8 protein-coding genes are annotated in these 14,621 nt (G+C 36.9%); 3 read left to right on the plus strand and 5 right to left on the minus strand.

Features of this window, described 5'->3' with window-relative positions:
* Positions 1–336 precede the first annotated feature (336 nt).
* A complete protein-coding gene (locus tag AAY42_RS13240; RefSeq protein ID WP_055395998.1) occupies positions 337–1,761 on the plus strand; it encodes a sulfatase in 1,425 nt (474 codons plus the stop codon).
* A gap of 25 nt (positions 1,762–1,786) precedes the next feature.
* Complete coding sequence (locus AAY42_RS13245; protein WP_055396000.1) at positions 1,787–2,497, plus strand: SDR family oxidoreductase; 711 nt, start codon at positions 1,787–1,789, stop codon at positions 2,495–2,497.
* On the opposite strand, the gene AAY42_RS13250 is transcribed toward AAY42_RS13245, so the two are convergent.
* From AAY42_RS13250 to AAY42_RS13265, 4 genes are all read right to left on the minus strand, one after another.
* Positions 2,498–5,221, minus strand: coding sequence for a PD-(D/E)XK nuclease family protein (locus tag AAY42_RS13250; RefSeq protein ID WP_055396002.1), 2,724 nt, complete (start codon positions 5,219–5,221; stop codon positions 2,498–2,500).
* Positions 5,222–5,290: 69 nt separating this feature from the next.
* Complete coding sequence (locus tag AAY42_RS13255; RefSeq protein ID WP_055396004.1) at positions 5,291–6,649, minus strand: OmpA family protein; 1,359 nt, start codon at positions 6,647–6,649, stop codon at positions 5,291–5,293.
* Between the two features lie 113 nt (positions 6,650–6,762).
* Positions 6,763–7,956 (minus strand): glycine C-acetyltransferase, encoded by a 1,194-nt coding sequence (gene kbl, locus AAY42_RS13260; protein ID WP_055396006.1) that lies wholly within the window; start codon positions 7,954–7,956, stop codon positions 6,763–6,765.
* A 9-nt stretch (positions 7,957–7,965) separates the two neighbouring features.
* Positions 7,966–11,085 carry a UvrD-helicase domain-containing protein gene (locus tag AAY42_RS13265; RefSeq protein WP_055396008.1) on the minus strand — a complete coding sequence of 1,040 codons (3,120 nt, stop codon included), beginning with the start codon at positions 11,083–11,085 and terminating at the stop codon, positions 7,966–7,968.
* Between the two features lie 117 nt (positions 11,086–11,202).
* Here AAY42_RS13265 and AAY42_RS13270 point away from each other — a divergent pair, with 117 nt between their 5' ends.
* Positions 11,203–11,811 (plus strand): superoxide dismutase, encoded by a 609-nt coding sequence (locus AAY42_RS13270; RefSeq protein ID WP_055396010.1) that lies wholly within the window; start codon positions 11,203–11,205, stop codon positions 11,809–11,811.
* Positions 11,812–12,698: 887 nt separating this feature from the next.
* Here the strand turns inward: AAY42_RS13270 and AAY42_RS13275 are convergent.
* Positions 12,699–14,597: an amidophosphoribosyltransferase gene (locus tag AAY42_RS13275; RefSeq protein WP_055396012.1), complete on the minus strand. Its 1,899-nt coding sequence runs from the start codon at positions 14,595–14,597 to the stop codon at positions 12,699–12,701.
* Between the last annotated feature and the right edge of the window lie 24 nt (positions 14,598–14,621).

The following is a 14,621-nucleotide window of genomic DNA, read 5'->3' on the forward strand; positions in this document are numbered from 1 at the left end:
GCAATTTAAATATTTTATTTTATTTCAGATATCCTGACTTTACAAAAAGTTTTTAAACTTTAAACCCCATAAAATTAAAAGCCTTTTGGTGTTTGATGGATGACTTTAAAGGTGAAAATGCAAGAACCCATATTTCTCTGAAACTACCTAAAAGTTGATTTATCCCAGCTTCTGGTTAAATGGTAATATTCTTTCTTTAGGTGTTCTCAAATCAATAAAAAGAATGATTAAAAGCGAAACAGCTCCGCAAACAACATTCTCTATTTTATTCTTTTTAGATTAGCTACGGAATAAGTTTAATGTACATGGAGATTTAATAAGTAAGTAATAAGTGGTATGAATTTGAAACAATGTATAGTGCTGTTAGGGTTTTCTGTTTTATACTGGGCTGCAAGCTGTCAAGAAATTGTCGATCAACCAAAAAACATTTTACTGATTTGTATTGATGATTTGCGTCCAGAACTGAATTCTTTTGGGGCAAACTACATTAAATCTCCACATATTGATGGATTAGCGGCTATGGGGCGGCCATTTTCTCATCATTATGTCAACGCACCAAGTTGTGGCCCATCTAGATATACTTTGCTGACGGGTCTTTACGGGACGGCGAACAATGATGCAATTTTTCTCAGGGCAAAACAAATGGAGAAATCAGCTAAAAATGTCCCCCCAAGTATGCCAGAATGGTTTCGTCAGAATGGCTATACTACCGTTTCAGTTGGGAAAGTTTCACACCACCCAGGTGGGCGGGGAGGCACAAATTGGGACAGTGATTCAATACCAGAAATGCCGAATGCTTGGAATAGACACCTGATGCCTGTGGGTTCCTGGAAAACTCCAAAAGGGGCAATGCACGGATTGGCAAATGGAAATATTAGAGAAGTTGCCAGTGAACATGATGTTTTAGAAGCTGAGGAGGGTCCAGATGAAATTTATCCAGACGGATTAATAGTCAGCGAAGGTCTAACTCAACTCGAAAAATTGGCAACGGGTACCAAACCCTTTTTTTTAGCCATAGGGCTTATCAAACCTCACCTTCCTTTTGGGGCACCAAAAAAGTATTTGGATCTCTATAACGATATTGAATTTCCGCCTATTTCCCATCCAGAAAAACCTCAAGGTAAGACGACGTGGCATGAGTCTGGCGAGTTTATGAAGTACAATCGTTGGGGGAAAGACCCAAGAGAAGACCAACAGTTTGCAATGGAATTGAGAAGGCACTATGCTGCATGTGTCAGTTATGCAGATAAGCAGGTGGGGGATATTTTAAACAAATTGAAAGAGACCGGTGCTGATAAGAACACGATTGTTGTTTTATGGGGAGACCATGGGTGGCATTTGGGTGAGCATAGTATCTGGGGAAAACATAGCCTGTTTGAAGAATCATTGCGTTCTCCATTGATTATTTATGATCCAGAAATGAATAATGAAGGAGTGAAAAGCAACGCAGTTGTGGAAACCCTTGACATATTCCCAACCCTTTGTGATTTAACCGGTTTGAAAATACCGGGTTTCACGCAGGGAACTTCATTGGCTCCAATTTTAGAATATCCACAATCACCCGGACATATAGCAATTGCATATACGAGTTCCGCAAGAACAATTCGAACGGAAAAGTATAGATTTATCCAGCACGAGAATGGTGAGGTTGAACTATATGACCACAGCACGAAAGAAAAGGAGACTCAGAATATTGCTTCTACCAATGTTGACCTAGTGGTAGAATTAAGAAAACGTTTAGTTGAGAGAAGAGGCAATTAATTAAAAAACAATAAATAGGATTACGATGGATTTAAAGGGAAAAGTAGCATACATAACAGGTGGAACCAAAGGAATTGGGTTTGGAATAGCCCAAAACTTATTGAAACAAGGTATGAAGGTGGCCATAAGTGGAAGAAACTTAGAGAAAGTTAAAGAAGCTGCTAAAGTATTGGGCGATAATACTGTTGTTCTGGGCTTGGTATCAGACGTTACCGTACTTGAGGATGAAAAATTGGCAATTCAGAAAATTTTAGAAAAATGGGGACAGTTGGATGTTGTTTTGGCGAATGCAGGCGTTGGACATTTTGCACCTGTCGATGAATTGGATGAAACAAAATGGCACCAAATGATCAATACTAATTTAAATGGTGTTTTCCATACTTTAAAAGCATCTGTTGAAGCTTTAAAAAAATCTGAAGGATACTACATGACGGTGGCCAGCTTGGCTGGAACTAATTTTTTTGCCCAGGGAGCGGGATATAATGCCACAAAGTTTGGGGTAGTTGGCTTTACCCAAGCGGTAATGCTGGATTTAAGAAAGCATAATATAAAGGTAACTACTATTATGCCAGGCTCGGTTGCAACACATTTTAACAATAATGAACCTTCCGAAAAAGATTCTTGGAAAATTCAAGTTGAAGATATCGGAAAACTTGTTGTGGATTTATTACAAATGCACCCAAGAACATTGCCTAGCAAGATTGAGGTTCGTCCTACAAGACCGGATTTAAAATAGTCAAACCCTTTTTTCTACAAATGGCTTAGTTGGATTACATATATCCAAGATTAATTGCTCCAAATAAGATTCAAAGGTTTTAAGTGTATCATTGGTTATTATTTCGTCATTTACGGAGAAGGGCAAAAATCTCTGCTTTAGGTTCTTAAATGAGTATATTCCAGCTGTAAGATTGTTAACCGGATGTTTTTGTGAATATAAGAGAGCATAGCACAATAGCTGAAAAGCTTTGCTTTTGTCGTAATCGGTTATTAACGTTTCCCAATCTTTGAGCTTTACATTTCTAGGCTCTACTCTTCCGGTTTTATAATCAACAATTCTTATGATGCCATCTACTTCATCAACTCGATCTATGGTTCCTTTGAGTTGTATTGGAAAATCTAACTCCTCAATGCGTAATTGCATCGTATGTTTTTTTTCAAGCTCTAAAACTTTAATCTGATGTTTTTTAAGTTGTTTCAACTCTAAAGCAACAAAGTTTTCCAGGTATTTTATAATAACATTGAATACCAAGAGATATTTGCCTTTTGTTAAGTTGATACCAGGCAAGTGATTATAAAAGTTCCCCTTTACTACTTTAGGAATTTTTTTGGCTAAAACTGAAACATTATCTATTGTTAAAATAGCACCTACCAATGGAAGATACAATTGTTCCAAACTATCATGTACGATAGTGCCGAATGTATTGGCCGCTATGGTCTCTTCCACCTCATTTAAATTGTTTATTTGCAGAATATTTCTTTTGTAAAATTCTATGGGATTTCTGATGTAATTGGTTAATGAGGTAGGTGAAAAACCATTTTTAGCAAAATCCTGGATGTCTTGAAGGAGTTTAGAGCCTTTAGTTATTTCGGAGAGTTGTTCAGGGGTTATTTTTACTTTCGGAGTCGCTATTGTGTGTGTAATGTATTTATTGATAGCACTATCTGTAAGAAGTTGGTTGATAAGCCTGCTTTTTTCGCCGCCTTCCAGAACATCAGGTTCTGTATTGTATATGAGATATACATTTTTGGCGCGCTGTATCAGCCTATAAAAATGATAGGTATAAATGGCATCTTTTTCCTTGTAGGTAGGAAGGCCATAGTCTCGTTTAACATCAAAAGGAATAAATGAATTACCAGATTTTCCTGATGGAAGAATTCCTTCGTTGACTGAGGTGAGGATAACGGTATCAAAATCTAAATTTCGACTTTCCAACATCCCCATAACTTGTAGGCCGGACAGAGGTTCTCCAATAAAATCCAATGTTTCTATTGATGCTAATTGTTTAAAGAAGTTTTTTAGGGATTTTAGATCGGCAATAAAATCCAATGTGCCTAAATGCTGTTTTAGTTGATTGAAAATGGTGTAGAATTGATACAGGTACTCTAATTCCAATGTGTTCTTTTCGTATTGAAAAATTTCTTTCAAGATCTTAAGAAGCTGTAAACAGTTATTTATCCATTGAATAGGAGCAGTGTTGTTTTGGGGAAATAAGATTTTAAGTATAGGTTGCGATTCGGAATAGGGAGATAAGTTTTGTGTGTTGATATAGATCCAATTATGTGCTTTAATATCTTTGGAAACCCTATGTAGAATATCCACTTCTTCATGTGTTGAAATTTTAGTACTGTATGGATTGGACGTAAACTCAAGCACCCCTTTGTAAAACCAACCATTTTCTGTTTTTGATATATGAAGGTCAAGAAAGGATAGGAAAAAAGAATAGAGAACAGTTTTATTTAGGGGAACGCCCATTGTAATATTTACCTGATTTACTTCTGCCGGAATTCCTTGTAGAATTGGGTTTAAGAGTGTCTCATCGGCCAAAACAAGGGCAGTGTCTTTTACTTTTGAATCAGAGCTAGTAGCTAGATCTTGTAATAGTTTGCCAACATATTTGGCTTGTGATATATTTTTTGGGACGCCAGTTATAGTAATTTTTTTAGGAGACAAAAAGCTGGAGTGGACACCATTTAAGTCTTGATCAGCATAGTAAGCCCAATCTTTTTTAAAATTCCTGATAAAGAGCCCGGCATCATGAATGGGGTCATTGAGAAAGTGAGAATCAATATCCCAATAAATAGTGTTCTTTTTGTCTTTTAAAAAATACTTTATGATATGTGATTCTGCTGTATTCAGAGCATTGAACCCGATAAATATAATTGGGTTTTTCTCTTGGGGATGGTAGCTGGTAAGGTTTTCAACGGCAATTCTATAAATAAGTCCTTGATACCCTTTTTTTTGCGATAGTAGGGTTGATGTGAAAGAGTCATAAAGAGATTTTAAGTTGTTCCACAGCTGCAAGTAGTTTTCAACTAGCTCAGTCTTCTCTTTTTGTAATGACCAATGATTCATCTCTTTAATGGCAGATAGGTAGTTTAAAATGTCATCTGAAGGGATAAGGCACCTATCAATCTCATTAAAGTCTTGTAATAAGGTCTGTCCCCATTTTAAAAAAGCAGAAAAATCGTCATGGGTTTTTATTTTAGAAGCTCTATACGTTTTAAAAAGTGTCAATAGCAAGTCTATTGATGGGACGGAAGATATTCCAGAAATTTGCTGAACAAAATCTTCAATGGATAAAATTTCTGGACTGAACGTGTTCTGGGTAAGTGTTTCTGAAATGTATTTTTTTAAAAATGTACCCGATCGTTTGCTGGGAAGTATAAAGGTGCAGGAGCTAATTAGGGTTCCTTTTTTTTGTAAATCGTCTAAAACGTATTCTAGAAAGCTTTGCTGCATGGACTAAAAATAAAAAAGGCTCCGCATTTGCGGAGCCTTTTTTGAAAAGAAAACTGAATTTCTATTTCATTATTTTACCAAGTTGATTTCAACTCTTCTGTTTTGAGCTCTTCCAGCTCTAGTATTGTTAGTTGCGATTGGCTTGTCTTCACCGTATCCAACAGCAGTCAATCTGCTAGCACCAACACCTTTGTCTATCAAGAAGTCTCTTACAGAGTTAGCTCTTGACTCAGAGAGTTTTTGGTTTGTTGTTGCTCCACCAACACTATCAGTGTGTCCTTCAACTGAGAACTTAGCATTAGGGTACTCATTCAATATAGTGATGATATCAACCATTACAGAAGTAGATTCTGCTTTAATCGAAGATCTACCAGTATCAAACAAGATAGTTCTTGCATAGTCGTTCAATTGTTTTTGAACTTCTTCAGTTACTTCTGGGCAACCGTTGTTTGCAACTGTACCAGCAACATCTGGACACTGATCATCTTTGTCAAGAACACTATCACCGTCTTTATCTGGCCATGGGCATCCTTTGTTTTCAGCAGGACCTGCTTCGCTAGGACAATCATCATCTTTATCAGCTACACCATCACCATCAGCATCAGGACATCCAGCTAGAGCAGGAAGACCAGCTTCACTAGGACAAGCATCATCCTTATCAGCGATACCGTCACCATCAGCATCAGGACAACCGTTCATTTCTTTAGAACCAGCTTCGTTAGGACAGCTATCTTTGCTATCTTCTATTCCATCGCCATCAGCATCAGGACAACCGTTGAAAGCTTCTAAGCCAGCAACTTCTGGACAAGCATCGTCTTTGTCGTAAATACCATCACCGTCAGTGTCAGTACCACCAAACTTGATGCTAATACCAGCCATATGTTGGAAATGCTTAACTAAATAATCCTCAAAAGCGTGCTTATACTGAGTTTGTACAGTAAGGCCTATGTTCTCTGAGAACCAGATGTTAACACCAATACCTGCATTTGCAGTACCGGCACCAATCTCATCAACCCAAGTATAACCACCACCTATTTCAGCAAATGGGTCAATAGTTGTGTTTTTAAGAAAGTTATATTTAATAGTACCATCTATTGCATAGTGAGAAAGGTCATCAACAGATGTATCACCTAGCTTTTCAATTCTATTTAAAGAACCTCTTGCTCCTACAGAGAAACCGCTACCAACATATTTGGATACGCCTACGTAAGAAACAGAAGGCAAGATGTTCCAGTGGTCAGTAACGTTGAAGTACTCATCGAATAATGTAGTACTTGAAAACGGGTTGTTTTCATCGTTAGTTGGATAAACGTCTATTGCGTTTACTCCAAAACTAATCTGCCATGGATTATTCTCGTCTTGCGCTTGTATGTTGTTAACTCCCATAAAAACTAGGGCAACAACCAATAATTTGCTAAGATGTTTCATGCTCAAAATTTTAAGTTTAAGTGTTTATCAGCTGCAAATGTAAGTTGTTAGGAACTATTAACAAAATCAATTTTTCATTTTTTTTAACGCATTACATGGATTATTTAAAGCACTTAAACGATTTTAAGCGCTTTTCCAACCTTAATGAATGCCTTTATTGCTTGGTTTAAATGTTCCGTTTCATGGGCTGCGGACAGTTGCACCCTTATCCGTGCCTTGCCTTTTGGCACCACAGGATAAAAGAATCCTATTACATATATACCTTCAGTCAATAGCATATCTGCCATTTTTTGGGAGAGCTTGGCATCGTATAACATTACGGGAACAATGGCAGAGTCTCCATCTATAATGTCGAAACCAGCTTTTTTCATTCCATTTTTGAAATATTCGGTGTTGTATTGAAGCTTATCCCTCAACGAAGTATCATTATCCAGCATCTCAAAAACCTTAATTGAAGCTCCTACTATTGCTGGGGCCAGGGAATTTGAGAATAAATAGGGTCTGGATCTTTGCCGGAGCATTTCTATAATTTCCTTTTTACCTGTTGTATATCCACCCATGGCACCGCCTAGAGCCTTTCCCAATGTGCCAGTGATTATATCAATTCGATTCATAACTCCTTTTTCTTCAAGTGTACCTCTTCCGGTTTCACCGATGAATCCTGCGGAATGACATTCATCAATCATAACAAGGGCATCATGCGTATCCGCCAAATCGCAAATTTTATCCAATGGGGCCAAAAGCCCATCCATAGAAAAAACACCATCAGTAACAATGATTTTAAATCTTGCTCCGTCTTTTTGAGCTTGTTTTAGTTGCACTTCCAAATCGGCCATATCATTATTGGCATAGCGATACCTCTTGGCCTTGCACAAACGAACACCATCAATTATTGATGCGTGGTTCAGGGAATCTGAGATTATGGCATCTTCTGCTGTCAATAAGGGCTCAAAAACTCCTCCATTGGCATCAAAAGCGGCAGCATATAGAATGGTATCCTCAGTACCATAAAATGCAGCTATTTTTTCTTCCAGTTCCTTGTGGATATCCTGGGTACCACAAATAAATCGGACCGAAGACATACCAAAACCATGTGAATCCAATGCATCTTTTGCAGCTTGTATTACTTTAGGGTGAGAGGATAACCCTAAATAATTGTTTGCGCAAAAATTGATCACCTCCTGTCCTGAGGAAATTTTAATGACCGCATCTTGGGGAGAAGTTATGATTCGCTCTTTTTTAAATAAGCCTGCTTCCTTAATGGCATCCAATTCTTGTGTGAGGTGTTCTTTTATCTTACCGTACATAGTTTTAATTTATAGAAAAACGGGATTTATTTTGCGGTCAATATAGACAATTATTGCATGTTTAATTGTGAAATCCATCTCTTTTAGCACATCTGCATATTCCATAATTTGTTGCTTATAAATGGGGGATGGCTTTCCTGTTTTATAGTCAATCACAGTTGCTTCCTTATCGTGAATTACAATTCGATCTGGGCGTAAGGATTTTCCATTGACCGTAAGAATTTCTTTTTCGTTCAAAACTTGAAATCTATCCGAGAAATACTGCTGTAATTTTGGATGGTTTACCACACCATATACTTTTTGTTTGATAAGAGGTTCCGAATCTTTTTGGAAGTGACCTAAAGATTGAAGATTTGCAAGAACTTTCGGAACATCATCCGCTGTTTTAATATGACTCAAAACAAAATGAATCAAATTGCCCATTTCAATGGCCTCTCTTTTCTCATCGTCCCATAAGCGGCTTGATTTTGTTGAAATGGTAAAACCTGAACTTTCTTTGGGCCTTATTATATATGGAATAGAACCACTGGGGATTGTTTGACGCTGAGATGTTCCAGAATTCTCCAATAATTCTCCAAAAGAATATACCTCCTGTTCATTTTTTTGGATTCCTTTTTGATCAAGGTAATGTTGAAACAAATCTGAATAGGAGTTGGCATTTGCCAATGAAACAAAGTCCTTAACTTTTTCCGAAATGATATAGAGGCCTTTTTTTGCGCGGGTCAATGCAACATAGAGAACATTCAGTGAATCCAATTCAGTTTTTTCTGCTTCTCGGGCATAGGTGTTGGCGGCAAATTCATTGTAAAGTAACATTTCTTGTTTCGTGTCAATGAGAAACTCTTCCAGTCCTAACTTGTCTTCTGCTTCTGTGGAAACAACCCAAGATTTCTTTTTCTTACGCTTATCATCAATTATTGCATTGGCAAAGGGAAAAATAACAAAAGGGAACTCAAGACCCTTTGCTTTGTGAATAGTCATAATTTTGACTGCATTAATGCTATCTGGTGCGGTAATTGAAAGTGAATTTTTTTTCTGCTCCCAATAGTTTAAAAAAGAGTGTATGCCAGGATCTTTCTTTTTTTCTAGAACCAATACTTCGTCCATAAGAAAAGTAAGATAAGCTTCGGCGTCATTAGCAAGATCAAATTGGGCTATTGCGGTTTCCAAAATTGTAAGTACAGTTGACCCTTTTAATTTTTGTATGTCGAAGTCATATTTTTCCGAAAGCAAATTTTCCAATCCAACGAGGTTGGAAGAGATAAAATTATGTTTTTCGTTTTCATCATCAGCCAAGTAGGACAAAACCTGAAAGCTTGCTTCTTTATCATTTAAATTTTCAATAAAGGTAAGAAGCGAAATAAGGAAAACTACTTTTTCATTGCCACTAAGTAACAAGGAATCTGAGGAAATAATAGGAATCTGGTTTTCTGATAGAAAATTAGCAAGCAGCATCCCTTTGCTATTATCCCGCACCAAAATGCAGATATCGGAATACGTAATTTTTTTAGAAGTAAGTTGATTGATTGCGTCTAAAACCTTGGTGCAATAAGCTTCTTTTTTGTCGTCCACGTCCTTGTTCAAAAAAGACATGGAGACAAAACCACCTAGTCTTGCATTAATTTTTTGATTACTACCTTCTAAAAAAAGGCTTTTGTAGTCTTCGTTTTTTAAAAATGGGGCTGTTAAACCAAAAAAGCTATTATTGAATTCTACAATTTCACTGTAACTCCTCCAATTTGTAACTAATGAGTTAATAGAAGGTTCAACCGCAAAAGGGTGTGATTTTAAGTTTAAGAGATTAAGAAATTGTTCCGCTCTACCGCCTCGCCATCTATAAATTGCCTGTTTTACATCACCGACTAAAAATAAAGACCCTTGTTCGTTTTTTTCATTCTCACCTTCCAAAGCATTTCCTATTAAAGGAATCAGGTTTTCCCATTGCATTTGAGAAGTATCTTGAAATTCATCAATAAAATAGTGTCGATATTTTTCACCCATTCGCTCATAAATAAAGGGAACGGGTTGATTTTTTATCTCTTTTGAAAGCAAAGAATTTAATGACGAAATGGGGATGATATCCTTTTCAATTTCAATGTTCTTGATTTCTTTGGCTATTTCATTCAAAACAGTTAAGGGAACTATATTGCCGTATATGTTTTTAAGATAAGCTCGGTTATAAAGGTTTTTTTTGATAAATAAAAAACTATCCAAAACGTAGCTACATAAATGGCTAGTGTCCCTTTTATCACCAGATTTTAGAATGGTATTTTCAATCAGGCTGTTTTCAAGCTTGTTGCCATAGAGAATTTTAGTTCCAAATTCGCCATCAATTATTTTTTTGAAATGGTTGGGAAGGGTCTGTCTTGGAAAATCAGCAAAAAGGAATCCTTGATTTTCAATTTCCTGAATTACTTTCTGTGCTTCAATACCAACAGTCTTTTCAATCTCCTTTATTTGTAATAAAATTTTCTTTTGAATTTGCTGAAAATCCGTTATCGATTTTGACAGTAGTTTTTCTACATATCCAGAATGGTTTTCCTGAAAAAGAAGTTTTCCAATTTCCACAAGATCATATGAAATATTCCAGCTTTTATTATCATCTATTTTTTCCAAGGAGAAAGCAAGGAGAACGTTGGTAAGTTCCTTATCTGTTCCAGCCCTTTCCAATAATTGGGCCACAGCTTCTTCCAAAAGAAGTTCAATATCCAGTTCTACCTCAAAATTTTGTGAAAGCTGAAGATCTCTGGCAAATGTCTTTATTATCTTATGATTGAACTTATCAATTGTAGAAACCTCAAAAAAAGAGTAGTTGTGTAAAATTCGTTTAAGGACGAGCTTGGAACGTTGTTGTAGTTGTTCGGCATTTATTGAAAGGTCTTGGCAAATTTCATGGAATAATGTGTTCTGATTTTTAGAATCTGTTGTGTTGCCAAAAAGGAAAAGATTATCCAAAATTCGGGTTTTCATTTCCCCAACAGCCTTGTTGGTGAAGGTGATGGCCAATATTTGTCGAAACTTAATCGGAGAATCGTTGGAGAGCAATAACTTAAGGTATTCCTTGGTCAAAGTATATGTTTTGCCAGAACCTGCGGATGCGCTGTATATTTTAAAGCTGGAAACCTCCAAAAAGTTTTTCTTGCAAATTACGGATTACCAACCTGAACTTAATACGGAATTGCATGAATATATATCTTAAAACCGTATTTTTACAGGAATCATTAATAACTTAAAAACAATACAAATATGGCTTTTGAATTACCAAAATTGCCCTATGCATATGATGCTTTAGAGCCACACATAGACGCAAGAACGATGGAAATCCATCATACAAAGCACCATAACGGATATACAACCAAATTGAATGGTGCAATTGCAGGAACAGATTTAGAAGGAAAGGAAATCCTTGACATTTTATCAAATTTGGATATATCTAATGGAGCCGTAAGGAATAATGGAGGCGGGTTTTATAACCATTCCTTATTTTGGGAAGTAATGTCCCCAAATGGAGGAGGAAGCCCAAGTGGAGCATTGGCTGCGGCCATCGATGAGGCTTTTGGTTCTTTTGATGCGTTTAAAGAAAAGTTTAGCGCAGCAGCGGGTACAAGGTTTGGCTCTGGATGGGCATGGCTTTGTGTACAAAAAGGGGGTAAAGTTGAAGTATGCTCAACACCCAATCAAGATAATCCCATAATGCCGGGAACAGGATGCGATGGGCACCCAATTTTAGGATTGGATGTTTGGGAACATGCATATTATTTGAATTATCAGAATAGAAGACCTGATTATGTATCAGCTTTCTTTAATGTAATTAATTGGGATAAGGTTTCTGAAAATTATGAATCTGGAAAATAGTTAGACCATTTCCAGAGACCAAAAAAGGTCCAGCACACAATTGTGTGCTGGACCTTTTTTATTTAATCAATAGGCATAAATAGAAAAGGGTGAGGAAGCCCTCACCCTTTTCGTCCCAAATCTTACCATAAACTTAACCTACTTATGCTATGGCAAAACTAAATTACTGGTATTGTGAGAAATAACAAAAGTTTTTGAGGCTTTTTTTGATTCTTCAAAAGAAAATTACAGATAATACAGTGCGGAAATTTGGTAAATCCTTGGGGCTCAAATATAAAGAAGGCGGAGATTTCTCCGCCTTCTTTCCCCAAATCTTACCATGAACTTAACCTACTTATGCTATGGTCCTCCAAATGTACGTCAAGGAGGCACGTATTGAAAAAGCTTTTAGATGAAACCCTATTAATTGGGTTGAACCGCCATACTTGTGGAGAGCGAGTACTATTGTTAAAGAAAAGGATTACGGGATGAGGTTGCGGGACTACTGAAAAATAAAAAAGGCGGAGATTTCTCCGCCTTTTTTCCCCAAATCTTACCATGAACTTAACCTACTTATGCTATGGTCCTCCAAATGTACGTCAAGGAGACACGTATTGAAAAAGCTTTTAGATGAAACCCTATTAATTGGGTTGAACAGGCAGACTTGTTGATAGCGAGTACTATTGTTAAAGAAAAGGATTACAGACTGGAGTTGTTGGATTACCTGAAAATAAAAAAGGTGGAATAGCTTCCACCTTTTTTGCCCCAAATCTTACCATGAACTTAACCTACTTATGCTATGGCATTGCTAAAGTAGTTTTGACTTCTACCCAGAAAACAAAAACACGGCAACATGCATATTTCATCGATGAAATGCACACATTAACTTTAATTTAGATACCATAAAATTAATACGCCCTTTGGTTCTTTCCTTCATAGAAATTTATGAAGGCCCTATTTACCACTCTGTTTCCACCGGGAGTTGGGTAGTTGCCTGTGAAATACCAGTCACCTAAATTTTTAGGACAGGCTTCATGCAAACTTTCAATACTTTGATAAATGATATCCACCTCGGCATTGATTCCTTTTGGACTGAGCAGCTGAGCTATTTTCTTTGAAATTTGGTTTGCAGTGAACGGGGCATAAAATTCTTTTACGTAATTCACGACCTCTTTATCCTTGGAGCCAGTTTGGGCTAGACATTTTTCGTAAATCTCTTTAATTTTTGAAGTTGTCCCATTTTCTTCATGCAATGCCTGGGCCGCTTTAAAAGCAACAAAATCCTCTAATTTGGCCATATCTATACCATAACAATCGGGATATCTAATTTGTGGAGCTGAGGAGACCACTATTATCTTTTTTGGAGATAACCTATCAAGAATTTTAAGGATGCTCTTTTTTAAGGTTGTCCCACGAACAATACTATCATCAATAATAACCAGGTTATCGTTTTCTTCTACCGAACCATATGAAATATCATATACATGGGCCACAAGATCATCTCTACTACTGTCTTGGGTAATAAAAGTACGAAGCTTGGCATCCTTGATAGCTACTTTTTCTATTCGGGGCCTAACTTCGAGAATCTTATGAAGTTCTTCACCGGTAATTTTTGGACCCAATGCTAAAATTTGCTCTTCCTTTCTTTTGTTGAGATAGTTTTGCGCTTCTTTTACCATTCCAAAAAAGGAAGTTTCGGCAGTATTGGGAATAAAGGAAAATACCGTATTCGCCAAATCATCATCAATGGATTTTAAAATTTGGGGAAAGACCATTTTCCCCAACATTTTGCGCTCTTGGTAGATTTCTTTATCGCTACCTCTAGAAAAATAGATACGTTCAAAAGAACATGCTTTACGTTCTGTTGGTTCAAGTATTTCCTCTAAATGAACAGTTCCTTTTTTCTTGATAATAAGTGCATGTCCGGGATCTAATTCCTGTACCTGTTCATATTTAATATTGAAAACAGTTTGAATTACCGGTCTTTCTGATGCCACAACCACAACCTCATCATCTTTGTAATAATAGGCGGGACGAATTCCTGCTGGATCACGTACCACAAAAGCATCACCATGCCCCAACAAACCACCAATGGTATAGCCACCATCCCAATTCTTGGAAGCCTTGGTCAAAATTTTTGCAACATTCAGTCGCTCTGCTATTAAAGGAGAGGCTTCTCTTTTATTATACCCTTCTTTTTTTATTTGTTTGTAAAGTTTGGCAACGGCATCGTCTAAAAAATGTCCAATTTTTTCCATCACGGTAACAGTATCCGCCATTTCCTTTGGGTGCTGCCCTAACGTAATAAGGTTGTTGAAAAGTTCATCAACATTGGTCAAATTAAAATTACCTGCAACGATAAGGTTTCGGTGCATCCAATTGTTTTGTCTTAAAAAAGGATGAACGCTTTCGATACTATTTTTTCCAAAAGTGCCATATCTAACATGTCCCATCAATAATTCACCTATATAGGGAATGTTCTTTTTTTGAAAAGCTACATTGTCCAAATATTCTGGATGCTGATCAAGTGAAGTGTTGATACGATCATTGATCTGTGCGAATATGTCCTGTATAGGTTGCTGTTTTGCAGAACGCACTCTACTCATGTAGCGCTCACCAGGATCCATATCTAGTTTTATACTTGCGAAACCAGCACCATCTTGACCTCTATTGTGCTGTTTTTCCATCATCAGGTACATTTTGTTTACGCCATAGAAAGCTGTACCATATTTTTCTTTGTAGTACTCCAGAGGTTTAAGCAAACGGATCAGTGATATTCCGCATTCGTGCTTAATCGCATCACTCATAACTAAATAAAATAAAAAAGCCCT

Origin of the sequence: Flagellimonas eckloniae, assembly GCF_001413955.1 — a bacterium.
In the GTDB taxonomy this organism is placed as follows: Bacteria; Bacteroidota; Bacteroidia; order Flavobacteriales; family Flavobacteriaceae; genus Flagellimonas; species Flagellimonas eckloniae.

Coding starts and splice junctions, on each gene's coding strand:
- AAY42_RS13240 (WP_055395998.1), top strand. CDS start 337: ATGAATTTGAAACAATGTATAGTGCTGTTAGGGTTTTCTGTTTTATAC.
- AAY42_RS13245 (WP_055396000.1), top strand. CDS start 1,787: ATGGATTTAAAGGGAAAAGTAGCATACATAACAGGTGGAACCAAAGGA.
- AAY42_RS13250 (WP_055396002.1), bottom strand. CDS start 5,221: ATGCAGCAAAGCTTTCTAGAATACGTTTTAGACGATTTACAAAAAAAA.
- AAY42_RS13255 (WP_055396004.1), bottom strand. CDS start 6,649: ATGAAACATCTTAGCAAATTATTGGTTGTTGCCCTAGTTTTTATGGGA.
- kbl (WP_055396006.1), bottom strand. CDS start 7,956: ATGTACGGTAAGATAAAAGAACACCTCACACAAGAATTGGATGCCATT.
- AAY42_RS13270 (WP_055396010.1), top strand. CDS start 11,203: ATGGCTTTTGAATTACCAAAATTGCCCTATGCATATGATGCTTTAGAG.
- AAY42_RS13275 (WP_055396012.1), bottom strand. CDS start 14,597: ATGAGTGATGCGATTAAGCACGAATGCGGAATATCACTGATCCGTTTG.